20 protein-coding genes are annotated in these 25,579 nt (G+C 62.9%); 17 read left to right on the top strand and 3 right to left on the bottom strand.

The genetic code is table 11. The features are described 5' to 3' along the window. Positions 1-10: 10 nt before the first annotated feature. Complete coding sequence (locus MF4836_RS02340) at positions 11-1,369, bottom strand: HD domain-containing phosphohydrolase (RefSeq protein WP_078468918.1); 1,359 nt, start codon at positions 1,367-1,369, stop codon at positions 11-13. 211 nt (positions 1,370-1,580) lie between these two features. Between MF4836_RS02340 and MF4836_RS02335 the strand changes: the two genes are divergently transcribed. The 7 genes from MF4836_RS02335 to MF4836_RS02305 all read left to right on the top strand — a co-directional run bounded on the left by MF4836_RS02335 (position 1,581) and on the right by MF4836_RS02305 (position 12,366). Continuing rightward, complete coding sequence (locus MF4836_RS02335; protein WP_078468917.1) at positions 1,581-3,842, top strand: GGDEF/EAL domain-containing response regulator; 2,262 nt, start codon at positions 1,581-1,583, stop codon at positions 3,840-3,842. Next, the gene (locus tag MF4836_RS02330) at positions 3,839-5,707 is read left to right on the top strand and encodes a GGDEF and EAL domain-containing protein (protein WP_078468916.1); all 1,869 of its coding nucleotides are present in this window, start codon (positions 3,839-3,841) and stop codon (positions 5,705-5,707) included. The genes MF4836_RS02335 and MF4836_RS02330 overlap by 4 nt, the downstream gene beginning before the upstream one ends. 26 nt (positions 5,708-5,733) lie before the next feature. Further along, the gene (locus MF4836_RS02325) at positions 5,734-6,687 is read left to right on the top strand and encodes a cytochrome-c peroxidase (protein WP_078468915.1); all 954 of its coding nucleotides are present in this window, start codon (positions 5,734-5,736) and stop codon (positions 6,685-6,687) included. Then, on the top strand, positions 6,684-8,495 hold the full coding sequence (locus MF4836_RS02320; RefSeq protein ID WP_078468914.1) for a DAHL domain-containing protein: 1,812 nt from the start codon (positions 6,684-6,686) through the stop codon (positions 8,493-8,495). Before MF4836_RS02325 ends, MF4836_RS02320 begins: the two co-directional genes overlap by 4 nt. Then, positions 8,492-9,898 carry an ATP-binding protein gene (locus tag MF4836_RS02315; RefSeq protein ID WP_078468913.1) on the top strand — a complete coding sequence of 469 codons (1,407 nt, stop codon included), beginning with the start codon at positions 8,492-8,494 and terminating at the stop codon, positions 9,896-9,898. Before MF4836_RS02320 ends, MF4836_RS02315 begins: the two co-directional genes overlap by 4 nt. Positions 9,899-10,099: 201 nt before the next feature. After that, positions 10,100-11,848, top strand: coding sequence for a dipeptidase (locus MF4836_RS02310; RefSeq protein WP_078468912.1), 1,749 nt, complete (start codon positions 10,100-10,102; stop codon positions 11,846-11,848). A 170-nt stretch (positions 11,849-12,018) separates the two neighbouring features. Continuing rightward, positions 12,019-12,366, top strand: a complete 348-nt coding sequence (locus tag MF4836_RS02305; protein WP_078468911.1) for a hypothetical protein — start codon at positions 12,019-12,021, stop codon at positions 12,364-12,366. A gap of 121 nt (positions 12,367-12,487) precedes the next feature. Here MF4836_RS02305 and MF4836_RS02300 read toward each other — a convergent pair whose 3' ends face one another. Continuing rightward, positions 12,488-13,471 carry a GlxA family transcriptional regulator gene (locus tag MF4836_RS02300; RefSeq protein ID WP_078468910.1) on the bottom strand — a complete coding sequence of 328 codons (984 nt, stop codon included), beginning with the start codon at positions 13,469-13,471 and terminating at the stop codon, positions 12,488-12,490. A 472-nt stretch (positions 13,472-13,943) separates the two neighbouring features. Here MF4836_RS02300 and MF4836_RS02295 point away from each other — a divergent pair, with 472 nt between their 5' ends. The 5 genes from MF4836_RS02295 to MF4836_RS02275 all read left to right on the top strand — a co-directional run bounded on the left by MF4836_RS02295 (position 13,944) and on the right by MF4836_RS02275 (position 18,575). Beyond that, on the top strand, positions 13,944-14,453 hold the full coding sequence (locus MF4836_RS02295; protein ID WP_078468909.1) for a TRAP transporter small permease: 510 nt from the start codon (positions 13,944-13,946) through the stop codon (positions 14,451-14,453). Further along, positions 14,453-15,736 (top strand): TRAP transporter large permease subunit, encoded by a 1,284-nt coding sequence (locus MF4836_RS02290; protein WP_020296292.1) that lies wholly within the window; start codon positions 14,453-14,455, stop codon positions 15,734-15,736. The genes MF4836_RS02295 and MF4836_RS02290 overlap by 1 nt, the downstream gene beginning before the upstream one ends. Before the next feature lie 27 nt (positions 15,737-15,763). Next, a complete protein-coding gene (locus MF4836_RS02285) occupies positions 15,764-16,762 on the top strand; it encodes a TRAP transporter substrate-binding protein (protein WP_078468908.1) in 999 nt (332 codons plus the stop codon). 114 nt (positions 16,763-16,876) lie between these two features. After that, entirely contained in the window at positions 16,877-17,680 is an 804-nt protein-coding gene (locus MF4836_RS02280; RefSeq protein WP_078468907.1) for a carbon-nitrogen hydrolase family protein, read from the top strand. Between the two features lie 91 nt (positions 17,681-17,771). After that, a complete protein-coding gene (locus MF4836_RS02275) occupies positions 17,772-18,575 on the top strand; it encodes an HpcH/HpaI aldolase family protein (RefSeq protein WP_078468906.1) in 804 nt (267 codons plus the stop codon). 114 nt (positions 18,576-18,689) lie between these two features. Here MF4836_RS02275 and MF4836_RS02270 read toward each other — a convergent pair whose 3' ends face one another. After that, a complete protein-coding gene (locus MF4836_RS02270; RefSeq protein WP_078468905.1) occupies positions 18,690-19,589 on the bottom strand; it encodes a LysR family transcriptional regulator in 900 nt (299 codons plus the stop codon). Positions 19,590-19,702: 113 nt separating this feature from the next. Between MF4836_RS02270 and MF4836_RS02265 the strand changes: the two genes are divergently transcribed. The 5 genes from MF4836_RS02265 to MF4836_RS02245 all read left to right on the top strand — a co-directional run bounded on the left by MF4836_RS02265 (position 19,703) and on the right by MF4836_RS02245 (position 25,538). Continuing rightward, entirely contained in the window at positions 19,703-20,374 is a 672-nt protein-coding gene (locus tag MF4836_RS02265; RefSeq protein WP_078469142.1) for an RraA family protein, read from the top strand. A gap of 82 nt (positions 20,375-20,456) precedes the next feature. Beyond that, on the top strand, positions 20,457-21,497 hold the full coding sequence (locus tag MF4836_RS02260; protein ID WP_078468904.1) for a TRAP transporter substrate-binding protein: 1,041 nt from the start codon (positions 20,457-20,459) through the stop codon (positions 21,495-21,497). A gap of 53 nt (positions 21,498-21,550) precedes the next feature. After that, positions 21,551-22,156 carry a TRAP transporter small permease subunit gene (locus MF4836_RS02255; RefSeq protein ID WP_078468903.1) on the top strand — a complete coding sequence of 202 codons (606 nt, stop codon included), beginning with the start codon at positions 21,551-21,553 and terminating at the stop codon, positions 22,154-22,156. Continuing rightward, positions 22,157-23,437: a TRAP transporter large permease gene (locus tag MF4836_RS02250; protein WP_078468902.1), complete on the top strand. Its 1,281-nt coding sequence runs from the start codon at positions 22,157-22,159 to the stop codon at positions 23,435-23,437. 157 nt (positions 23,438-23,594) lie between these two features. Further along, positions 23,595-25,538, top strand: coding sequence for a sigma-54-dependent Fis family transcriptional regulator (locus MF4836_RS02245; RefSeq protein WP_078468901.1), 1,944 nt, complete (start codon positions 23,595-23,597; stop codon positions 25,536-25,538). Positions 25,539-25,579 lie beyond the last annotated feature (41 nt).

Here is a 25,579-nt window from a genome sequence, read left to right as displayed (position 1 = left end):
CAAGGGCTGCTCAGGAGGCCAGGATCGCGGTCTCGACCGGCTCTTCCGGGATTTTCACAAATACCGTGTACTTGCCGCCCTCCATGGCCTCGAAGGCGATCAGCTTATCCACCAGGGCCATGCTCAAGACCTTGCCCGCATTGAGCAGCAGCATGCCGTTGTCGGCATTCAGGTTGCGCGCCAGGATCATCCCGGCGGCCAGTTCCCGGGTGCCCAGGTCCTTGACGCTCGGATCGGCCAGGGTCACGTCGCTGAGGAAGGTGGCGCAGACGTTGACGAAGTCTTCCACCAGGTCCGGGTCATACAATTTGCCGGCGTATTTGCGAATGAACAGCAGCGCCTCATCGCTGTTCATCTGCCGTTCGAGGACCAACCCGCGCTGCAACTCGATAAAGTCCACCGCCAGCTTCAGCCAGCGCGAGCCCAGGGGAATCGCCGAGCCCTTGAGGTGATCGGGAAAACCGGTGCCATCCCAGCGCTCCTGGTGATGCAGGATGATCCGCGCCGCGTCCTTCATCGGCTCCAGGGTCATCAACAACGACTCGCTCTGCTTCGGATAGGCCCGGTACAGCTCGCGCTCGGTGTGATAGAGCAGGTCGGCCGGAGCCGTCATCATGCTGTCGGTCCAGCTCAGCTTGCCGATGTTGTAGAGCGCGGCGGCCATGGTCATGTCGCGGCTTGCGGCTTCGTCCAGGCCATGGCTGGCGCAGTAGACGCGAATCAATTCGATGATCTGACGGTTGGTCTGCTTGGCCTTGGGCAAGCGCAGGTTGGCCAGCAGCGAAAAGACCTCGGTTCCGGTCACGTAGCTGCGCTTGAGCTCTTCATAGGCCAGGTCGAGCATATCGGCGGTCTGCTGCAGCTCGGCGGTGCGGGCCGCCACGTGTTTTTCCAGGGTCACATTGAGGCTGCGCAGCTGTTCGTTCTGCTGCTGGGTCAAGGCTTCCAGGCGCTGGCGTTCGCTTTCCGAATGCTGATAGACCAGGGCCTGGCGCAAGGTCACCAGCATTTCATCGTCGTTCCAGGGTTTGCTGATATAGCGATGAATCTGCCCTTCATTGATGGCCTTGGCGATCATCGTCATGTCGGCGTACCCGGTGAGCAGGATACGCAGCGTCGAGGGATAAAGCCGATGGATATGCGCCAGCAGGGTCGCGCCGTCCATGCCCGGCATGCGTGCATCGCTCATGACCACATCCACCGGCCGCTGCTCAAGGATTTCCAGGGCCTTGGCGCCGCTGTCGGCCAGCAGGATCTCGTAAGGCTGGCTGCGCAACAGGCGGCGCAGGCTGTTGAGAATCGGTTCTTCGTCATCGACCAACAGAATCGTCGGCCGGTTCTGAGTCACGTCGTTTTCATGCTCGTCCATGCTTCCCCCTTCCGTTTGACGTCTATCAGGCCCGCCGTGGGCATCAGACTAGATGAATTGCGCTCGCGATGTACGAACTGAATGCCGCAAGGTTCGCACTTGAACCCGCACAGGACTATGCTCAGGCCCCGGATGGATCGCCCGCGACAGACACGAAAGGAAGCCCGATGAGCCTAAACCCAAGGTCGCTGCATTGGGCTGGAACCTGGCAATGACGGCGCTGACGGATCGCCGCAACCGGCGAATCCTGATCGTCGACGACACCGCCGCGATCCATCAGGACTTTCGCAAGATCCTGGCCCCCGGCACCCCCGCCGAAGACCCCCTGGGCAGCGCCGAAGCCGCGCTGTTCGGCTCCCCCCTCAGCGTTGCGGCAGAAGCCTTTACCCTCGACTCGGCCTTCCAGGGCCAGGAGGCGTTGGAAAAAGTGCAGGCGGCGCTGGACTGCGACCAGCCTTATGCCATGGCCTTTATCGACATGCGCATGCCACCCGGCTGGGACGGGCTGGAAACCATCTCGCGGCTGTGGCAGGCCGACCCCAAGCTGCAAATTGCCCTGTGCACGGCGTATTCCGACTATTCCTGGGAAGACATTGCCGAGCGCCTGGAGCTGGGCGACCGCCTGCTGATCCTGAAAAAACCCTTCGATGCCATCGAAATCCGGCAGATGGCCAGTACCCTGACCGTCAAATGGCAGATGACCGAAGCCGCAGAGTTGAAACTGGACCAGTTGCAACAAGCGGTCGAGGAGCGTACCCGAGAGCTGGCCGACGCCAACATCATCGTCCAGAACAGCCCCACGATTCTCTATCGGCTGCGGGGCGAGCCTTCATTCACACTGATGTACATCTCCCACAACATCACCAAGTTCGGGCATGTGGCGGCGCAGCTGGTGGCGTCCCCCGACTGGGCCCAGGCGCTGATCCACGCCGACGACCGGGCCAAGGTCGAGCTGGCCATGCTCCGCGCCCTGGACCGGGACGTCTGCGGCGCCTCCATCGAATTTCGCATGCTCACCGGTGACGGTAGCTTTCGCTGGGTGGAAAACCGCTACATCCCGGTGCGCAACAATCTGGGCCAGTTGCTCGAGGTGGAAGGCATCATCCTCGACATCACCGAGCGCCGCCTGGCCGAAGATAAAATCGCCCTGCTGGCCCACACGGACGGCCTGACCGGGCTGGCCAACCGGCCGACCCTGGTCGAACGCCTGCACCAGGCGTTTGCCGCGGCCCGACGCGGCGCGGCGCCCTTCGCGATGTTTTACCTGGACCTGGACCACTTCAAGCGCATCAACGACACCCTGGGTCATCCCGCGGGCGACCTGTTGTTGCAGGAGGTGGCCCGGCGCCTGAAGTCCTGCACCCGGGAAAACGACGTGGTGGCGCGCCTGGGCGGCGATGAATTCGCGATCCTGCAGCTGGAGGTCGAGGAAGCCACCCAATGCGCGAGCCTGGCGGCGAAGATCCTCGATAGCCTGGCGCTCCCCTATTTCCTGGACGGCAACGAGGCGCGTATCTCGGCCAGCATCGGCATCAGCCTCTACAGCCCCCATACCCTCAGCGCCGACGGGCTCATGGCACAGTCGGACATGGCGCTGTATCGCTCCAAGGACAAGGGCCGCAACCAGTTCCACTTCCACAGCGAGGACATCAACCAGGAAGTCACCCAACGCGTGGCCCTGGCCAATCAGTTGAAACTGGCCCTGGAGCGCGACGAACTGCATTTGCAGTACCTGCCCGAAGTCGATCTCGGCACCGGCAAAATCCTCAGCATGGCCGCCCAGGTACGCTGGCTCCACCCCCAGCGCGGCTGGCTCGAAGCCTCGGAGTTCATGGCGGTGGCGGAAAAGACCGGGATCATCATCCCCCTGGGCCACTGGATACTGGACCAGGCCTGTCGGCAGATGCGGGCATGGCGCGACCAGGACCTGGCGCCGCCGCTGATTGCGATCCACCTGTCCCTGGTCCAGCTCAAGACCGGTTCGGAGCTGATTTACCAGGTACTGCGGACTACCGCGCGCTGGAACCTGTGCCCCTGGGACCTGCGATTCGACGTCACCGAGGGCACGCTGGCCCAGACCAAGTGGACCCACAACGACATACTGCCCCGGCTGTGCGAACTGGGCGTGAAGATCGCCATCGACGACTTCGGCACCGAGTATTCATCGTTCGACTACCTGAAAACCTACCGGGTCAGCCACCTCAAGCTCGCCCAGCGCCTGCTCGACAGTGCCAGCAGCGACCCGGACAACGCCATGACCCTGCGCGCAATCCTCAACTTTGCCAGCGAGGCCGGGATCGGCGTCACCGCCGAAGGGGTGGAAACCCAGGAGCAGCGCATCACCCTGCTGTCCAGCGGTGTGCCACTGGGGCACGTCCCGGCACGGGCGGTGGACAGCGAACAGGCAGGTGAACTGCTCAAGGCCACGTCCGCCGTCGAGGCTGCGGACCCAACGTCGGAGACGCTCAAATGAACCCTGCTTATGCAACCGCCAACCGACGGATCCTGATCATCGACGACACGCCGGCCATCCACCTGGACTTTCGCAAGATCCTCTGCCCCGACGATGAAGGTCCGCTGAGCAGTACCGAGGCGCTGCTGTTCGGCACCACGCGCATTCCCCAATCACACTTCCAGCTCGATTCCGCCTATCAGGGCGAAGAAGGCGTGGAACGGGTCAAGCAGGCCCTGGCCGAAGGTCGGCCCTACGCCCTGGCCTTTATCGACATGCGCATGCCGCACGGTTGGGACGGCCTGCAAACGATCGAGCAGCTCTGGAAAACCGACCCTCACCTGCAGATTGCCTTGTGCACCGCGTTCTCCGACTACTCCTGGGAGGCCATGGCCGAGCGCATTGAATTCGGCGATCAATTGCTGATCCTGAAAAAGCCTTTCGACAGCCTGGAAATCCGCCAGATGGCCAGTGCCCTCACCTGGAAATGGCAACTGGCACAAGATGCCGCGATCAAGATGCGCGACCTGGAGCACACCATCGAGCAACGGGTCCAGGAACTGCTGAGCGTGTCCCGCCTGCTGCACTACGACCTGCTCACCGAATTGCCCAACAGTACCTTGCTGGGTGATCGCCTGACCCAGTACTTGTCCCAGTCCCGGCGCCATGACCGGCAGATTGCCGTGATGTTCATCGGCCTGGACCGCTTCAAGCGGATCAACAATGCCCTCGGCCATCCCGCCGGGGATGAAATGCTCAAGCTCGTCGCCCAGAGCCTCGCGCAGGCGCTGCGCGAGTCCGACTCGGTGTTCCGCTACGGTTCGGACGAGTTCGTGGTGATCCTGAGCGACATCGTCCATCCGCAGCAGACCCGCGGGGTCGCGGAAAAACTGCTGGCGGCGATCAACACCCCGCACTGGGTAGCCGGCCACGACCTGACGGTAACCGCCAGCCTGGGCATCAGCATTTACCCCGATGATGGTTGCGATGCGGTGACCCTGATCAAAAAAGCCGAGACCGCCATGCGCAACGTCAAGGACTGCGGCCCCAACGGCTTCAGTTTTTTCATCGAAGACATGAACCTCCACGCCCGGCACCGGCAAACCCTGGAAAGCGGGCTGCGCCTGGCCTTGCAACGCCAGGAGCTGGTCCTGCACTACCAGCCCAAACTGGACCTGGCCAGCGGCGCCGTGGTCGGCGCCGAAGCCCTGGTGCGCTGGGCCCGGCCCGGCCATGGCCTGGTCAGTCCCGCGGTGTTCATTCCGGTGGCCGAGGACTGCGGGCTGATCGTCGCCCTCAGCCAGTGGGTGCTGCGCAGCGCCTGCCTCCAGTCGCGGGCCTGGCAGGCCCAGGGCCTGCCGCCCATCTGCATGTCGGTGAATGTCTCAGCCATCGATTTCCGCCAGGCCGACTTCGTCGAACGCCTGACCCGGACACTGGCCGAGACCGGGCTCGCCCCGTCGCAGCTGGAGCTGGAGATCACCGAAAGCGTGCTGATGCAGAACGTCGCCACCACCATCACCACCCTGCATGCGATCAAGCGGCTCGGGGTACGCCTGGCGGTGGATGACTTCGGAACCGGCTATTCGAGCCTGAGCTATTTGCAGAAATTTCCGGTCGATGTGCTGAAGATCGACCAATCGTTCGTGCGCGACCTGAGTATCGACAGCAACGACGCCAAGTTGGTCAGCAGCATCATCGACCTGGGAAAAAGCCTCAACCTGCGTATCATCGCCGAAGGTATCGAGACGGCCGAGCAACTGGACTTTCTCAGGCGCCACCGGTGCGAGGAAGGCCAGGGCTTCTACTTCAGCAAGGCCGTGGAGCCCGAGGCGTTCGTGCTGTTCCTGAACGCCTCGCGCCAGCCCCAACCAAGCCGTTCATGAACGTCCGCCGGGTAAGGATACCGACCATGCCGTCACTCCCATCACTGCTCTGCGCCAGCGTGCTGCTCGCGGCCGGAGCCGAGGCAGCGCCGCTCGAGGGCCCCCTCAAGGCCTTGCCGCCGGTGCCAGCCCTGAATGGCCAGCACGTCGAACTGGGACGCCAGCTGTTCAACGACCCACGCCTTTCAGTCAACAACAGCCTGTCCTGCGCCAGTTGCCATCGCCTGGAGCATGGTGGCGCCGATGACAAGCCCCTGTCCCTGGGGTTTGACGGCAAACCCGTGGCGGTCAACACGCCGAGCGTGTTCAACGCCAGCTTGAACTTCCGCCAGTTCTGGGACGGCCGCGCCGAAACCCTGGAAGAACAGGTGCACGTCGTGGTCCAGAGCCCCTCCGAGATGGGCAGTGACTGGGCCACCGTGGTCCAGCGCATCGGCGCCGACCCGGCCTATGGCCGCGCATTCGCCGAGGCTTACCCGGACGCCGTGACCCAGGCCAATATTCGCAACGCCCTGGCCGACTATGAACGGACCCTGCTGAGCAGCAACTCGCGCTTCGACCAGTACCTGGCGGGTAACACCGCGATCCTGACCCTGGAGGAAAAGTACGGCTACCAGCGCTTCCAGGACTACGGCTGCATCGCCTGCCACCAGGGGGTGAATATCGGCGGCAACATGTTCCAGAAATTCGGCGTGCTCGGCGATTACTTCAAGGCCCGGGACAACCCGACCGTGGCTGACCTGGGGCGGTTCAACATCACCGGCGATGAAGATGACCGCAATGTGTTCAAGGTGCCGAGTCTGCGCAACGTCGCGGTCACCGCGCCCTACTTCCATGACGGTTCGGAACCGACCCTCGAGGGCGCCGTGGCGATCATGTTCAAGTACCAACTGGGGCGTATTCCCTCCGCGGAAGACACGGCCCTGATCGTCCTGTTCCTCAAGACCCTGACCGGCGAATGGGAAGGCAAGCCCCTATGAAAGTATCCCGTCGCACCAGCCTCTTCCTGCTGGCCGGAGTCGCCGCCGTGCTGGCGTCGATCCTGCTGTTTCTGTACGTCAATTCGCGATCGGACCAGACCGCCTCCTACACCGAGTCCCGGGACCTGATCCGCCAGCTCATGCAGCAGAACGCCCAATGGGAAAACGAGATCCTCAAGGCCCGGGTCGCCATCAGTCACAACTACGACCCGCTGGTCTCACCCTTGAGCAAAATGACCCAGCTGTGGCAAAGCTTCGACGCCATGGCCTCCCATGAACGGCGCAACGCCTCGCCAGCCTGGCGCACCACCCAGGATGCGTACCTCGACGCGATGAAGGAGAAGACCCGGCTGGTGGAGCAGTTCAAGTCGCACAATGCCGTGCTGCGCAACTCCCTGGCCTTCCTGCCGACCGCAGAGGATGACATCCAGGCCCAACTGGCAAGACTCACCGATACCGACAAAGAGCAGCTGCAGAATATCGCCACCGACACCTACGACCTGTTGCTCAGCAGCCTGGAGTTCGCCCAGGTCACCTCTGCCGAGCATGCCGCCGACATCCTGGTGGGGCTGAACAAACTGCAAGTGAACAAGGAGCGGTTGCCCCCGGAGTTTTATGACTCCATCGATGTGCTCAGCAACCATATTTCCCTGATCCTGCGCGAGCAGCCCCTGGTCAACGGCCTGCTTGAACAGATCGAATTGGTTCCGGTCGCCGAGCGCCTGGACGACATCACCAACCTGCTCAACCGTGACCAGCAGGAGGCTGAAATCATTGACCAGCGCTACCATTTCTACTTGCTGGTGTTTTCCGCGCTGCTGGTCATGCTCCTGGTCTGGCTGGCGGTCCGCCTGATGCGCAGCTTTGCCCAGATCAACCAGATGAACCGGGCGCTGGTGGCGGCCAACGACGAACTCGAACAGCGGGTCGAGGAGCGCACGCGCGAGCTCAAGGATACCCAGAGCGAGCTGCTGGACAGCGCCCGCCAGGCCGGCATGGCGGAGATCGCCACCAACGTCTTGCACAATGTCGGCAACGTGCTCAACAGCGTGAACATCTCCGCCGACCTGGTGACCCGCAAACTGCGTAACAGCAAGGCCCAGGGCCTGGGCAAGGCGATGCAGTTGATCAACCAGCACCCCCAGGACCTGGGGCATTTTCTCAGCGAGGACGAGAAAGGCAAATTGCTCCCCGGCTACCTGAACCAGCTGGTGGAGGCCATTGACCTTGAGCAGCAAGGCATGGCCGAGGAACTGGCCCAGTTGAGCAAGAGCGTCGATCACATCAAGGACATCGTCTCCACCCAGCAATCCTACGCCGGGGCCAGCAGCGTGCTGGAGCCGCTGTCGATCGGCGAGCTGCTGGAAGATGCGCTACGCATGAATTCCGGCGCCCTCACCCGGCACCATGTGACGGTGCTCAAGGAGTACGCCGATATCCCGCGCATCATGGGCGACAAGCACCGGCTGCTGCTGATCCTGATCAACCTGATCAGCAACGCCAAGTACGCCATGTCCGACGTCTCCAACCACGAGCGCAACATGACCCTGGCCACCGGCATCGTCGACGGCGAGACCCTGCAGATCAGCGTCCGCGATGAAGGCGAAGGCATCACCCCGGAAAACATGGCGCGCATCTTTGTCCACGGCTTCACCACGCGCAAGGAAGGCCACGGCTTTGGCCTGCACAGCTGCGCGCTGGCCGCCATCGAGATGAGCGGCCGCTTGAATGCCTACAGCGACGGTCCGGGCACCGGAGCGCTGTTCGTCCTGCAAATCCCCCTGAAAATCGCCGAAGGTGAGTCATGAGCAACCCCATCAACCGGCGCATCCTGCTGATCGACGATACCCCGGCGATCCACGTCGACTTCCGCAAGATCCTCACGCCCCAGACCGGTGACAGTGCCGAACTGGACGCCATGGAAAGCGCACTGTTCGGCAGCGCGCCGAAGACCGCCGCCACCCTGTTCGAACTGGATTCGGCCTACGGCGGCCAGGAAGGCCTGGCCAAGCTGCTGGATGCCGCGAGCCGCGGGCGGCCCTACGCCCTGGCCTTTGTCGACATGCGCATGCCCGATGGCTGGGATGGCGCGCAGACCATCGAGGAACTGTGGAAACACGACCCGTTGCTGCAAGTGGTGGTGTGCACCGCCTACTCCGATTACTCCTGGGACGAGTTGCTCGATCGCCTGGACGGCCACGACCGCCTGCTGATCCTGAAAAAGCCTTTCGACAACATCGAAGTCCAGCAAATGGCCAACACCCTCACCACCAAGTGGGACATGACCACCCGCGCCAATCTGCAGATGAGCCAGCTGGAAGAGCGGGTGGAGCAACGCACCCTGGCCTTCAAACAGACCAGCGCCGAACTGCAACGGGAGATCGACGAACGCAAGTTGCTGGAAAGCCAGCTGGTGCAATCCGAAAAACTCGCGTCCCTGGGGCAACTGGCTGCCGGGGTGGCCCATGAAATCAACAACCCCATCGGCTTCATTTCTTCCAATCTGGGCACCCTGGACAACTACTTCAGGCGCCTGCAGGAGATGCTCGATGCCTATCGCCACGGGGAGCAGGCCATCGCCCAGGCGGCGGCGCTGGAGTCCCTGGTGCAACTGCGCACGGCGATCGAGCTGGACTTTCTCCTGGAGGACATTCCATTGCTGATCAAGGAGTCCAAGGAGGGCATTGGCCGGGTCAGCCAGATCGTCAAGGACCTCAAGGACTTCTCCCGGGTGGACTCCAGCCAGGAATGGCAATGGGCAGACCTGCAACAGGGCCTGGACTCGACCTTGAACATCGTCGCCACCGAGATCAAGTACAAGGCCGACGTGGTCAAGTGCTACACACCGCTGCCGGAGGTCGAGTGCCTGCCGTCGCAGATCAACCAAGTGCTGATGAACCTGATCGTCAACGCCGCCCAGGCCATGGGCCCGGAACGGGGCACCATCACCCTGAGCAACGGCGTGGAAGGAGAACGGGTCTGGATCGAAGTCAGCGACACCGGCTCGGGGATAGCGCCGGACAGCCTGCAGAAAATCTTCGACCCCTTCTACACCACCAAACCGGTGGGCCAGGGTACGGGCCTGGGTTTGTCCCTGTCCTACGGCATCATCAAGAAGCACCGTGGCGAGATCAGCGTGCGCAGCGAACTGGGGATCGGCACCACCTTTCGCGTCGAGCTGCCGATCCGGCAGGAGCAGCAGTATCAGTAGCGTCGAGTAAGGGTTGTCGAGCGCTGAGGCCTCGCCTGGAGAATGCCCCGGGCTTTGTCGCCTGTGCGCCGTTTTTGCATTTATGTGCGACAGATCCCACTTATGGGACTCCCGTTCCGCTGCCAGGTGGTGTTAGGTTGTGGACCTTTCTGACTTTCAGTTCAGATACTTCCCTCACTCTGCAAAGGAATGCCTCACACCATGGATTTTTCCCTGAAGCACCTGGCCGCTGCGACCCTGATGGCGGCGGGCCTGTCATTGTTCACCAGTTCGGCCCAGGCCAACCTCACCCCGCAACAGAACGCAGCCATCCTGAAAAACTTCAACGAGGCCTCGGCCACGGATTTCAGGCAGTTCCTGGGCGCCCTGGCCAAGAGCGAGCTGGGCAAAACCGACCACCTGGACTCGACCATCGGCGCCTTCCTCGATAACAAGCCGCTGTCCGCCGAGCAGCAGAACGAGATCCATCGCCTGCTGGGCCTGTACACACGGATCAAGTACGGCAAGGCCGCCACCGACACCCTGCGCGAACTGGTGGCGATCCCCACCTTCAGCGTCGACGGCGTGCCGGCCCATGAGAACCCCGAGTTCATCAAGATTGCCGACAAGATCAAAAGCCTGGCCCAGGCCTTCAACCTTGCCTATCGCAACGTCGACGGCCGGGTCTATGAAATCACCCTGGAGGGCAGCGGCGATGAAGTGGTCGGTATCCACGCCCACGCCGACGTCGTGCCGGTCACCCCGGAAAACTGGGTGTTGCAGGACGGCACCCGCCTCGACCCGTTCAAGGTCACCCTGGTGGGCGACCGCATGTATGGCCGCGGCACCGAGGATGACAAGAACGGCATCGTCGTCACCCTCTACGCGATGAAGGTGATCAAGGAAGAGAAGCTGCCCCTGGCGCGCAACTTCAAGCTGCTGGTGGACACCACCGAGGAAACCACCGGCGACGCGATCCCCTACTATTTCGAGCGTAATCCCACGCCCAACTACAACCTGGCGCTGGACGGCGGCTACCCGGTGGTGATCGCCGAGAAAGGCTACGGCACGGTGATGGCCAATTTCCCGCAGCGTAAAGCCCAGGGCAAAGGCGCGGAAATCACCACGCTGACCGGGGGCCTGGCCACCAACCAGATCCCTTCGACCTCGGTCGCCACCCTGGTCACCGACAAGCCGGCCGAACTGGCAGCGAGCCTGCAAAAGGCCGGCAGCGAGTACGCCCAGCGCCATGCCGGCAACGGCGGCAAGTTCGAGGTCAGCGCCAAGGTCGACGGCAAGAACGTCAAGCTCACGGTCACCGGTGTGTCCGCCCACTCCTCCGAACCCGAATCCGGGGTCAACCCGGTGGCGCGGATGCTCGACTTCCTCAACAGCCTCGACGGAAAGGTCGCGCTCAAGCACAACCAGATCACCGATGCCGCGCGCTACGCCGCCGATAACTGGGGCCTGGATTACCTGGGTGGCAAGCTCGGCGTCGGTTTCTCCGACGACTTCATGGGCCCGTTGACCACCTCCCTGACCTACGTCGGGGTCAAGGACAACGCCTTCCAGCTGGCGGTCAACCTGCGGGTGCCAAAAGGCAAGTCGCCGCAAGTGCTGAAAAGCGAAATCGCCGACAAACTCGACGCCTGGAGCAAGAAGGCCAAGGTCGCGGTGGCCTTCGACTACTCGATCGCCGAGCCGATGTACCGCAACCCCGAGGGTGAATGGGTCAAGGCGCTGTTGGCCGTGGCCACCGAGAACCTGGGCATGGAGCACAAATTCGGCACTTCCGCCGGCGCTACCTCGGTGCATGAACTGCCCAACGGCGTGCAATTCGGCCTGGCCCGGCCGGAGGTCAAGTACACCGGTCATAACGACAACGAGTTCAAGACGGTTGAACAGTTCCTGCTGGACCTGCAGATCGTGACCGAAATGATGGGCCGTATCGGCCAGCTGCCAAAACTCTGATGCACCTGCCGGACCCGCCGTCCTGGCGGGTCCAACCTGGCGTCCGCGCGCCACTCCCCGGCCGACGGAACCATCCCCGGCAATGGTCAGTCGGATGGCCTGCGAGCCTCTTGGGCGGACCCGCGCCGTGTGACGGCTGCCGACAACGATTGATGGATGGAGTACAGGGAATGAACGGCACACACCCCACCTGCAACACGCTGGCCCATGGCGGCCGGATGGCGGCGCTGATGCTGGCGATGCTGGGCCTGGGCGGCTGCGCGTCGTCGATGACCGTCACCGGCGAGCCGGGGGTAAAGATGGGCGACAGTTATGACCAGGTGCTGGCCGTGATCAGCCGCAGCAACACCGTGACCAAGACCGTCAAGGACCAGGGCATCAGGGCCGAGGGTTACTCGGCAATGTTCAAGGACTGTCGCACCAAGTACTTCATCTTCCTCGGTGCCGATGGCTTGCAGCAGACCAGCTACGAGCCGGCGCCGCAGTTGTCACCCGCGCAAAATTGCCGCCAGCCGTAGAGGCTGCTGCGGGCGGGGTGGGGTTTTATCCGCAACCACGGTTTATCTGAGGCTTCAGAGGGGGCGCTTGGGCCAGCGCAGCCTCGCGGACTCGGCAGCGGCTACGGGGTTTCAGCCACGCCTACTTCACCAGGCGCACTTCCTTTGACGGCCGGTAGCCGAAGTAGGCGCTGTAGCACTTGCTGAAATGGCTGGGCGAGACAAAGCCGCAGGCCACCAGCACATCGACCTGTGACAGTTCGGTGTGTTGCAGCAGGCGGCGAGCTTCGGTGATGCGCAACTCCAGGTAATAACGTTGCGGCGTGGTGCCCAGCTGCTCCTTGAACAAGCGTTCGAGCTGACGCCGTGAGCGGCCGGCGTAGACCGCCAGTTGCTCCAGTTCCAGGGGTTCTTCGAGGTTGGCGGCCATCAGCTTGACCACCTCGCGCAGGGGCGCGCTGAGGCAGATATTTTCGGTCGGTTTGATACGTCGGTAGCGCGACTCCTCAAAGGCCAGGATGTCTTCGATGCCCTCGACCAGGGCCTTGTCGTGCAGGCCCTTGATCCAGTCCAGGGCCATATGGAACGCCCCCGAAGGACTCGCCGCGGTGAGCCGGTCGCGGTCGATCACGTAGGGTTCGCTGCTGACCTGGGTCGCCTTGCAGAACTCCGCCAATGCCGGCCTATGTTCGGGATGGATCGCGCAGCGGTAGCCCGCCAGGAGCCCGGCCCGGCCGAGAAACCACGCCCCATTCCACAGCCCGGCCAGGGTCACGCCCTGCTCGGCAGCGGCCTTGAGCAGTTGAATGAACGCGTCCGATGCCTTGAGTTCGGTGCGGTAGCCACCGCACACCACCAGCAGGTCGAGGTCCTTGAGCTGAGAGCCATCGAGACGGGCGTCCGGCCGGATCACCAGGCCAAGGTCGCTCACCACCTCCCCTTCGTGCAAACCAAAGGTTCGGGAACAGAACAGGTTAGGCCGCAGCAGGTTGGCGGTGACGATGGTGTCCAGCGCCTGGGTGAACGCCGGCAGGGAAAAATGCTCGAGCAGCACAAACCCCGCCTGCAGTGGCCGCTGACCCTGGCTGGATTGCTCATTCAGGTAGCGCAGGTTTTTGCCCTTCATGCCTGTGCTGAATTGCCGTCGTTCGATCAAGGCTCGCACTCTGTTGCGTTAACGGGGGCACAGTTTGCGGTGTTTGCCCGGCGCAGCACCAGAGGCAGGCAAACGGCGGCACAAACTGGCCCCAAGAACAAAAGCCAACCCTTATCAACAATCTGATATGTCGTCCCACAACTTAGTATTTAGAACCCGCGCTCGCGCTTTTTAAAATCAATAAGCCGGCTCACTGATTACCATCCCTTATCGCCCTAATAAGAACATTGACTCAGCAAACACAGGGAGTTTCATTGACACGAACCCCGCATAAATAAAGACTCTACCCAGGTCATACGACGACGTATAACTAATAATAAAAGGTGGTCTTACTTATGCTCTGTTTGCAGTTTCATGCAGCGCGACCCATTCGCCAAAACCGTTCTTCAGCGGCCCGCAGCGAGTTGCACAACCGCTCCCCACTCAGCGGGGAGCACGGTTCATGAAAGAACTTACAAGACTTTATTTCCTGGCCCTGAAGGCACTGATCGTCGGTTGCCTGGTGTGTATCACGGCGCTGATTTTCACCAATGTAGTGCTGCGCTACGGCTTCAATTCCGGCTTGTTCTTCAGTGAGGAAATTTCCCGGCTGGCGTTCGTCTGGCTGGTGTTCGCCGGCTCCCAGCTGATGCTGCACGAGAACGGCCATATCGGGGTCGATATCCTGACCAGCCGCGCCTCGCCCAGGGTCGCCAAACACCTGCTGACCCTGACCTACCTGCTGATGCTGTTCGCCACCTGGCTGTTTCTCCAGGGCAGCTGGAAACAGACCCTGATCAACCTGAATGTGGGCGCGCCCTCCACCGGCATCTCTATGGGCCTGTTCTACGGCGCCGGCCTGGTGTTTTCGGTATTGAGCAGCGTTCTGCTCGGAGCCCAACTGGTCAAGCACCTGGCCACCCCGGCCGGCGAGCGCCAGCCTTCCACCACCATGCAAGGGGTGCTCAAGTAATGGCCCTCGGTGTATTTGTCGGCGTGCTGATGGCCGCCATTCTTATCGGCGTGCCCATCGCCTATGCCCTGATTCTCTGCGGCGTGGCCCTGATGTGGCTGCTGGGGCTGTTCGATGGCCAGATCATCGCGCAAAACATTATCAACTCGGCGGGCAGCTTTCCGTTGCTGGCGATTCCGTTGTTCATCATCGCCGGCGAAGTGATGAACAGCGGCGGCCTGTCCAAGCGCATCATCAACCTGGCGATTTCCCTGGTCGGCCATATGCGCGGCGGCCTGGGCTACGTGACGATCTTTGCCGGGGTGCTGCTGTCCAGCCTCTCGGGCTCGGCCCTGGCCGACGCCGCGTCGCTGACCGCCCTGCTGCTGCCGATGATGGTGATCGCGGGCTACAACCGCAATCGCTCCGGTGGCCTGATCGCCTCGGTTTCGGTGCTGGGCTCGATCATTCCCCCGAGTATCGGCTTCGTGGTGCTCGGGGTGGCTTCCGGCTTGTCGATCACCAAACTGTTCCTCGCGGGGATCGCTCCTGGGTTGATGATTGCCGTGGCCCTGGTGATCGCCTGGTGGTTGGTGTCGCGCCGGGACAACGATGTCGAGCTGAGCCCCAAGGCTTCCGGCAAGGAACGCCTCAAGGCCTTCGTCGACAGCACCTGGGCGCTGATGCTGCCGGTGATCATCGTCGCCGGCCTGCGCTTCGGTGTGGTGACGCCGACCGAAGCCGGGGCCGTGGCCAGCGTCTATGCGCTGCTGGTGTCGTCGCTGATCTACCGCGAGCTGAGCCTGAAATCCCTCGGCGAGCTTTTGTTGCGCGCCGGCAAGACCACCGCCGCAGTGATGTTCCTGGTGGCCGCAGCGTCGATCCCGGCCTGGATGATCACCATCGCCGACATCCCTGGGCAGATCATCGACCTGATCCAGCCGGTCATGGACAACCCGAAACTGCTGATCGTGGTGTTGATGCTGCTGATCCTGCTGATCTCCATGGTCATGGACCTGACGCCGACCATCCTGCTCCTGGCGCCGATCCTGGTGCCGGTGGTGACCGCGGCCAATATCGACCCGATCTACTTCGGCGTGCTGTTCATGATCAATTGCTCCATCGGCCTGATCACGCCGCCCGTGGGCACGGTGCTCAACGTGGTGTGCGGGATCGGCAAGATGCGCTACGAGGCCCTGCTCAAGGGCACCTTCCCGTTCCTTATCGCCGAAATCATCGTGCTCTTCCTGCTGGTGATCTTCCCTGAACTGGTGACGGTTCCGGCGCAATGGTTCGCCCACTGACACCCCGAACAACAATAAGGAATGACCATGACCCGACACCTCACCGTGCTCGCCGCGCTGCTGCTGGCCAGCAGCCTGAGCTTTGCCGCCGAGTACAACTCACGCACCCTCAAGTTCGCTGCCACCAGCCCCAAGGGCACGCCACCGGCGATTGGCATGGAACTGTTCGCGAAGAAGATCAACGAACGCAGCGGCGGCAAGATCAAGGTCCGCACCTTCCCCAACGGCGTGCTCGGGGGCGACGTGCAGGTGCTGTCGTCGCTGCAGGGCGGCGTAGTGGAAATGATGACCTGGAACGCCGGCCTGATGCTCAACCACGTGACCGACTTCGGCATCCTCGATTTCCCGTTTCTCTACACCGACACCGCCAAGGTCGACGCCATGCTCGATGGCGAGGTCGGCAAGATGCTGATCGATCAGTTGCCGGAGAAAAAACTGGTGGGCCTGGCGTTCTGGGAGCTGGGGGTGCGCAACCTGACCAACAACGTGCGCCCGGTGCAGAAGATGGAAGACATCACCGGCCTGAAGATTCGCGCCCAGCAATCGCCGCTGTTCCTCGACGTGTGGTCGACCCTCGGGGCCAACCCCACGCCCCTGCCCTTCACCGAGGTGCACACCGCCCTCGAGACCGGCACCGTGGACGGCCAGGAAAACCCGGCGGCGCTGATCCTGGCCTCAAAATTCAATGAAGTGCAGAAGTACCTGAGCCTGACCCATCACAACTACAACCCGCAGATCGTGCTGATCAGCAAACCCTTCTGGGACACCCTGAACCCGGACGAGCAGGCGCTGCTGACGGAGGTGGCCATGGAGGTGCGCCTCGAGCAGCGCCAGATCTCCCGCGCGGCCGACAGCAAGGCGATTGCCGAGCTCGCCAGTTCCGGGATGAAGGTCAACGAATTGCCCGCCGAAGAGGTGGTGCGCATCCAGCAGAAGATCCGCCCGGTGATCGAAAAGTACGCGGCGCAGATCAACCCCGAACTGGTGAAGAAGGTCTACCAGGCCGTGGGTTACCAGGCGCAGTAAAGGACTGCGGCGCAGTCCGGCGAGGGCCCTCGCCCTCGCCACAAGTCACCCCGGTCTCCGCCTTATACGCCCGCCCGGCGGGCACTGCCGTATCAGCCAAGAGGAAGCAGCAAAATGAAAATTTCGGTCGCCCAGATCCACCCGGTCATCGGCAATCCCGCGCAGACCATCGACAAGGTCGCGCAGTTGTCACGCCAGGCCGCGGCAGACGGCTCGCGCCTGATCGCCTTTGCCGAATGCCTGTTGACCGGCGGCTCGTTCGACAGCCGTGAAGAACTGGAACAAGGCGCCATCAGCCTCGACGCCCTGGCCCCGTTGCTGGCGGTCAGCGCTGAAAGCGGGATCCACATCGTGGTCGGCTTCTATGAAAAACACGCCGAGTCGATTTTCAATACCGCCGCCCTGATCGGCCCCCAGGGCGTCATCGGCCTGCATCGCAAACGTCATCTGCCGTTCATGATCGGCGACCGTTTCACCGATCGCCCCGCCGAGTGGACGCCGCCGGTGTTCAACACCGACATCGGCCGCATCGGCCTGGCGATCTGCTATGAAATCCGCTTCCCGGAAGTCATCCGCACCCTGGCCCTGGAAGGCGCCGATATCGTGGTTCTGCCGGCCGCCTGGCCGGAGCAGGCGCGGTTGCTGCCGGACCTGTTCAGCACCGTGCGCGCCGCGGAAAACATCGTGTATTTCGTGGCCCCCAACCGCAATGACCTGGACGGCGGCATGCAGTTTATCGGCATGAGCCACATCATCGAGCCGTCCGGCACCACCCTGACCCGCGCCGGCCTGGAAGACGGGGTGTTCAGCGTCGAGATCGACCTGGCCAAGGCGCGCAACAAGTCGCTGATCCGCGACCCGGGGGTGTTCGAGATCCACCCGTTCCGCGACCGCCTGCCAGCGACCTATCGCCTCTGAAAACCCGGGTGCCGAGGCGCCACGCCTTTGATCGGGCCTCGGATGGCGAATCGGCACCCGGCCATCGCCCCTCACTTTTCAGGTAATCGCAATGCACAACACGATCCGCTCGCTCAAGGACCGAATGACCGCTGGCGTGACGTTCGGGATGAATATTTACAGCACCGCCTGCCTGCCCATCGAAGTGGCCGGCAACTGGGGGCTGGACTTTGTTTTTATCGACGCCGAGCACACGGCTCTGGGGGTCGACCGGGACATGGAAAAACTGCTGCTGGCGGCGCACCGCGCGGCGATCCACAGCCTGGTCCGGGTACGCGGTACCCTCGAATGGGACATTCGCAAAGCCCTGGAAATGGGCGCCTCGGGGGTGATCATTCCCCAGGTGCACAACGCCGCGCAGATGCGCGAGATCATCCGCTGCAGCAAATTTCCGCCCGTGGGCCGGCGCGGCGGCGACAGTTCGGTGCGCTCGGCCCGCTACGCCGGTCCCGGCTTCGAATGGGCGCGCTACACCGAGGCGGAAAACCAGCGCAGCGTGATCGTGCCCATGGCCGAGAGCTATGAATTCTTCGACAACATCGATGAGATCCTCGACGTCGAGGGCATAGACGCCGTGCATTTCGGCCCGGCCGATTACTCGCTGTCCCGCCAGTTGCCGGTGGACTATCGCCTGGGCAACCCCGAGGTCCTGGCGCGCCTGCAATGGCTGATCAAGAAATGCCATCAGCGTGCGATCCAGGTGATGGTGCCGTGCTTCCCGGCCGACACTGAAACCGCCCGGCGCCTGCGGGAAATGGGCTGCGACATGCTGCTGATGGGCAGTGACCTGTCTTGGCTGAATCAGGCCGGGCAACAGATCGCCGCCACCCGTGAAGCACTCGAGGGGTCGGGATAAGCTCCCGGTTTGCCGGGGACATTATCAGCTCAATCCACTCTTGTCGGAATAACCCACAGGCTTGTGGCCGAACTTAGTAACTTGATTCGGCCTTTCAAGCCATGCATTAAAAGATCAATTAACCAGGAAGTTTTGTCGCAATAAAGTGGCCCGCGTCAATGCAACTAACTCATCAAGTTGTACGTCCGGCTTTTCCGTCACATACGACAAACAGAACTTGGCGGGTGCAATAGGTGGAGTGCAAGGTAATACCTTGAGCATGTCCACCGCCAACATATCTCGAATCAACGGTACTGGCAGAATTCCAATAGCGTGCCCGGCCGATATCATCTTCGCGATAAAGGCCAGGGAGTTACTGGAATGAAATGCCTCGGAGACATTGCCGCCCTCTTTCAACCAGCGCTCGACCACTGAATACAGGGTCGAAGGCGCGGAATGGGTGACGATCGGGTAAGCCCCGGCGTGCTGCGGCTGAAAAGAATCGCCGTCGATTTCCAGGTGGGCGGCGGCCACCCACTGGAAGGTCATCCAGCCCAGGAAGATATCGGTCACGTCATCGCGGGTCATGGGGTTGGTCAAAAGCGCCAGGTCCAGCTCGTGATCATTGAGCTTGCGATTGAGCACCGCCCCCACATCGATGGTGATTTCCAGGGTGATCTCCGGGAAATGCGCCTTGATCTCGGCAATCACTGCCGTCAGCCCGACCATGGCCGAACACTCGTCGGCGCCCACCCGCAGCCGGCGGTTCTGCTTCTGCTTGGCTGCGAACTGTTCCAGTTTCACGCTGTTGTTCAGCGCCAGTTCGGCATGTTGCAGGGCGATCAAGCCGTCAGCGGTGATTATCATCCGCTGTTTGCTGCGATCGAAGAGTTTCACGCTCAACAATGACTCCATCTCCCGAATGCGCGAGGAGATGGCCGGCTGGGTCAGGTGAAGGTGGCGCGAGGCGGCATGCACGCCCCCTAATCGGGCCGTCCAATAGAAGGCCTCGATCTGCATCAGGGTAATTCGCATGATAAAAATAGTCCCGAAGTTGACGCGCTGATTTTTATTATCGCCTTAAAATCCTGCTTGCTAGGATGAACTAAATGCACCAGACATTCACCAAAAAACAAGTCAAGCCAAGCATGTATATTATTCGAGAACTACCGCAGCAAATGACCGAAGAAGAACGTTCGATACTTCTTGCGGCAGAACCGGCCACCCTGGGTCACTTCATCACCCGGGGTATTTTAAACAGCGATATAAAGGCTCACTTCCAGGATGTGCGCGCCGCCGGGACGGCGGTCACGGTGAGGATGCCCGGGGCTGATGGCGGCATCCTGCATTACGCCATGGGGTGTGTGCGTCCCGGAGATTTTTTGATCGTGGATCGCTGTGGCGAACGGGTCACCGCCGCCCTCGGAGGGGCCATGGCTTATGCGGCCAAACAGGCGGGCATCGCCGGGATCGTGATTGACGGCTTTGTCACCGACCTCGGCGAATTGCGCCAGCACGGGGTGCCGATCTGGTCCTGGGGCGCCAGCGCCATCACCACCCGGCTCAAGGGCGAAGAAGGCGAATTCTGCACCACGATTCAGTGTGGCGGCGCGGTGGTCCGACCCGGGGATGCGGTGCTGGCCGATGAAAACGGCATCGTGGTCATGGCCCCTGATCAGGCCATGCCCCTGGCGCGCCGGGCCATCGAATTCCAGAACAATGAAAAAACCACCCTGGCCAGGTTGGCCAAGGGCGAGAAATTCCCTGATATCGTCGGCTCCCGAGCCATTATCGAGGCGGCCATCCAGCGCCGTTCCTGACCCGGAGCAAGCACCACCCGCAGCCCCTTTGCCACGCCGTTTCTGCCTTAGTAGCTCCCTCTAGAAAAACAACAGGACTACCATGAAACCGTACCTCATAGCGTCCCTGACCCTCGCCCTGGCCGGCCCAGTCCAGGCCGATACCCCACCGCCGATTCACTTCAATGTGATTGGCGGCGGCAGCCACAACTACACCTTTGGTGCGGTGGAAAAACCGTTCTGGAACCAGACCCTGCCCGCCCGCTCCGGCGGCAGCCTCACGGCGAGCCTGCGCGGGCTGTCGGAAAGCGGGCTCAAGGGCCCGGAGATGGTGCGCCTGCTGCGCAGCGGCGCGGTGGAAATCGGCATGGGGGTGTTTGCCTTCGTCGCCGGTGACGACCCGTTTTTCGAAGGCATCGACCTGCCGGGCATGGCCCCCGACATCCAGACCTCCCGGCAGATTTCCAGTGCCTTCAAGCCGGTACTGGCCGAGCGTATGGCCGAGCATCACGGGGTCAAGCTGCTGGCGACCGTGCCCTACACCGCACAGGTGTTTTTCTGTCGCGACCCGCTGTCCTCGCTCGCCGACCTCAAGGGCCGCAAGGTCCGGGTTCGTGGGCGCAATATGTCGGACATGATCAGCGCCCTCGGCGGTGCGCCCATGACCCTGCCGTTCGCCGAGGTGGTGACGGCGATGCAGACCGGTGTCATCGATTGTGCGGTGACCGGCATCGGCTCCGGCAATGCCGCCCGCTGGTATGACGTCGCCAACCACCTCTACAACCTGCCGGTGGACTGGTCCATCGGCTTCTATGCCATCGGTCTCAAGCGCTGGCAGGCGTTGCCCGAACCGGTGCAACGCCTGCTCCAGGGACAGGCCCAGGCCCTGGAAGACCGCTGGTGGGAAGCCACCGCCAACGAGAACCAGTCGGCGCTGGCCTGCAACATCGGCGCCCCGGACTGCAAGATCCATCGACCGGCCAGGATGCAGGTCAGCACCCCGACGGACGCCGAGCGCCAAGTCCTGCAGAACGCCGTGCTGACCATCGCCAACGATTGGGGCCAACGCTGTGGCGCGCCCTGCGTCGAACGCTGGAATGCCACCGCAGGCGCCGCCATCGGCGTGCACCTGCAACAGCCCTGAGCCGTGCAACGTGCCCAGCGTCCTGAACCCACACCGTTTGCGGAGAAGCATCCATGAACCCCACTGAATCCCGCGCGACCCGGCTGGTGAACGGCATTGCCCGGCTCAGCGCCTGGGTGGGCGGCATCGCCCTGATGGGCACCGCGCTGATGATCGGGATCGACCTGATCCTGCGCAAGACCCTGGGCCTGTCCCTGGGCGGGGCCGATGAGATAGCCGGCTATGTACTGGCGATTGTCAGCACCTGGGCGTTTCCCATCGCCCTGTTGAAACGCTCCCATATCCGGGTCGACATCCTCTATTCACGGCTGTCGCTCAAGGCCCGGAGCCTGCTGGACCTGCTGGCCTTGAGCGGCATGGCGCTGTTTGCCGGAACCCTGCTGTACCACGCCTGGGGCGTGCTTTGGGACTCGATCCACTACCGCTCGATTTCCACCACGCCGCTGCAGATCCCGCTGTGGGCGCCGCAGTCGATCTGGTTCGCCGGCTACGCGTTCTTTGCCCTGACCCTGGCGGTGCTGGCCTGCACCAGCCTGTCCCGGCTGCGCCAACGACGCTGGGCAGCAATCAACGGACTGATCGGGATCAACTCGGTCGAAGAAGACATTCAACAAGAAACCCACGGTGGCGCCGGCGCGCCATCCCATGGAGCGCACTAGATGCTGGCCTTTACCCTCTTTACCCTGCTGGCCCTGCTTGGCCTGAGCGTGGCGGCGGCGGTCAGCGTCGGCCTGTTGGGCATGTCGTTGTCCGAGCTGTTTTCCAGCCTGCCCCTGAGCAACGCCATGGGCGAAATCGCCTGGAGCACCAGCGCCGAATTCCTGCTGGTGGCCATTCCGCTGTACATCCTGATGGGTGAGCTGCTGGTGTGTTCGGGGGTCGCCGGGCGCATGTACGGCGCCGTCGACAAGTGGTTGTCGTGGCTGCCGGGTGGCTTGATGAACTCCAACATCGGCGCCTCGGCGCTGTTTTCGGCCACCAGCGGCTCCAGCGTGGCCACCGCCGCCACCATTTCGACCATTGCCCTGCCGGAGCAGGAGCGCAAAGGCTACCCGGCCCCGCTGTTCCTGGGGTCGATCGCGGCCGGTGGCACCCTGGGCATCCTGATTCCGCCGTCGATCAACATGATTCTGTTCGCCCTGATCGCCAACCTCTCGGTGCCCAAGCTGTACTTGGCGGCGACCCTGCCGGGGATCCTGCTCAGTTTCATGTTCGTGGCGATGATCGTCATCGCCTGCCTGATCCGCCCCGAGCTGGGCGGCCACAAGCAACACGCGACCTGGGCCGAACGCCTGGCCAGCATCCCCGACCTGTTGCCACCCCTGGCGATCTTCGCCCTGGTGGTGGGCGCCATCTACAGCGGCTTCGCCACCGCCAGCGAGTCGGCCGCCCTGGGGGTGATCGCCGCATTTGCCCTGGGCCTGTGGCGCCGTGCATTCACCTGGACCAACCTGGGCCAGGCCTTTGAATCCACCATGCGCACCACCGGCATGATCCTGTTCATCACCCTGTCGGCGTTCTTTCTCAATTTCGTGCTGGCCTCCATCGGGCTGACCTCGACTCTGGTCAGTTTCGTCACCGACCTCGACATGTCGCCGATGGGCACCCTGCTGGCGATCATCCTGTTCTACATCGTCCTCGGCTGCTTTATGGACACCCTGGCGATGTTGATCACCACCGCACCGCTGGTGGTGCCGATCATTGTCGCGCTGGGCTTCGACCCGCTGTGGTTCGGGGTGATCCTGATCATCCTCTGCGAGATGGGGCAGATCACCCCGCCATTTGGCATGAACCTGTTCGTGGTGCAAAGCATCCGCAACAAGGGCCGCTTCCTGGATGTGGTGTACGGCGCCCTGCCGTTCTGCACAGTGCTGCTGATCCTGATCGCGCTGTTGATCCTGTTTCCGCAGATCGCGCTCTGGCTGCCCCACCTGGCCTGATCGCGGCAGCCCCCGATAACGCCGCCGACACCATCAGGGGCTGAAAAATAATGCGCCAGCGACTAAGGTAGACAGCGGCCAGCCCCGGCTAACCGTCAACAACAATAAGATCGCCGTGCACACCACCCCCCGGTGTCACGCCTGATGGGAGCACTCCATGACTCGGCACAGCGCGCAGACCAGCCCCAGCGAACTCGCGGCCTTCGTCAACGATCACTTTTCCGCACGCGGCATCCGCCCCGACGGACTGATCGCCCAGTCCTGGTACCGCAGCGTGGTCGAGCACCGCCTCGACCCGGGCGCCGCCAGCCGCAAGAACATCCTGTGCGCCGAGGACATCCGCCGCCATCAGCAGCAACATCAACAGTACCTGTCGATTGCCAGCCAGGGTGTCAGCGGCCTGGCCAAGCGCGTGGTTCCGGCCGGGTTCGCGGTGCTGCTCAGCGACGAAAACGGCATCACCCTCGACTCACGGCTGCCGAGCCACGACGACGCCTACACCCAGTCGGGGCTGGTGGTCGGCGCGCGCTGGGACGAATCGATGGTCGGTACCAACGGCATCGGCACCACCCTGGCAGCCGCCCAGCCCTTGATCATCCACCGCGAAGAACACTTCCTGGCCTCCAACTTCCGCCTCAGTTGCTCGGTGGCGCCGATCTTCGACGCCCAGGGCCTGCTGCGCGGCTGCCTCAACGCCACCTGTCTGAACAGCGACGGCCCGCGGGAAAGCCAGTACCTGACCCTGCAACTGGTGATCATGTACGCGCGCCTGATCGAGAACGCGCACTTTCGCCAGAGCCACCGCGATCGCCTGACCCTGTCCCTCAAACCCATCGATGAAATCGCCGACCTGGCCAACGAACAGTTGCTGGCCCTGGATGAAAACGGCCGGGTGATGGGCGCCAACCGCGCGGCCTTTGTGGCCCTGGAGCGGGGCACCGGGGCGCCGCTGCTGGGGGCGCCGATCCACAGCCTGCTGCCGGCCACGGTGGAGGAACTGTTGCAGTTCACCAATGGCGGCGCGCGCGGTGTGCGCCTGCGTGGCCTGCAGGATGAAGCCCTGCTCGATATCGGCCTGCGCATCCCCTCGGAGCAGCACCGGCCGCCCGCCGTGGTGCGCCCGGCGAGCCAACCGCATCCGGACCTGCAACAACTGGCCGGGAACGATCCGCGCCTGCAACAGAACGTACGCCGGGTACGCAAGGTGATCGACAAGGGCATCCCGATCCTGATCACCGGCGAGACCGGCACCGGCAAGGAGGCCTTCGCTCGCGCCATCCACCAGGCCAGCAGCCGTCGCGCCGGGCCGTTTATCGCCCTGAACTGCGCGGCGATTCCGGAAACCCTGATCGAAAGCGAGCTGTTCGGCTACCGCGCCGGCAGCTTCACCGGCGCCAACAAGAAAGGCATGAAGGGCAAGCTGGAACTGGCCAACGGCGGCACGCTGTTTCTCGACGAGATCGGCGACATGCCGGCGCACCTGCAAACCCGCCTGTTGCGGGTCCTGGCGGAGCGGGAAATCTCGCCCCTGGGGGCCGAAGTGCCGGTGGTGCTGGATGTGCAGGTGATCTCCGCCACCCACCAGGACCTGCACGGGATGATCGCCGCCAAAGCCTTTCGCCAGGACCTGTTCTACCGCCTGGCCGGCATGAACCTGGCGCTTCCGGCCTTGCGCGAGCGCAGCGACCGCGCCGAGCTGATCGACAGCCTGCTGCGGGCGCAGACCGACGCCCACGGGCTGCGCCTGGACGCCCCGGCCCGACAGTGCCTGTTCGACTACCCCTGGCCGGGCAATATCCGCCAACTGCTCAACAGCCTGCGTTACGCCGTGGCCCTGGCCGAAGACGGGGTCATCGACCTCGACTGCCTGCCCGGCGAACTGCTGGCGCCCCTGCCCTTGCCCCTGATCAGCCGCGACCCGCCGCCGACCGCGCACCTCGCCGAGCAACTGGGCGACGATGAATCCCGGCGCCTGCACGACTGCCTGCGCCGCCAGCGCTGGAACATCAGCGCCGCTGCCAGTGAGCTGGGCATCTCGCGCTCGACCTTGTACCGCAAGATGAAAAAGCACGGGCTGATCGCGCCCAACGACCGGCTGTAAGACGCCGTCGCCCCCATGAAAAATGCCGGTCCCTTGATGGG

This window comes from Pseudomonas sp. MF4836 (assembly GCF_002018875.1).
In the GTDB taxonomy this organism is placed as follows: domain Bacteria; phylum Pseudomonadota; class Gammaproteobacteria; order Pseudomonadales; family Pseudomonadaceae; genus Aquipseudomonas.
Note: the sequence above shows the minus strand (reverse complement) of the source record. Positions and strands in the feature narration are given on the sequence as shown.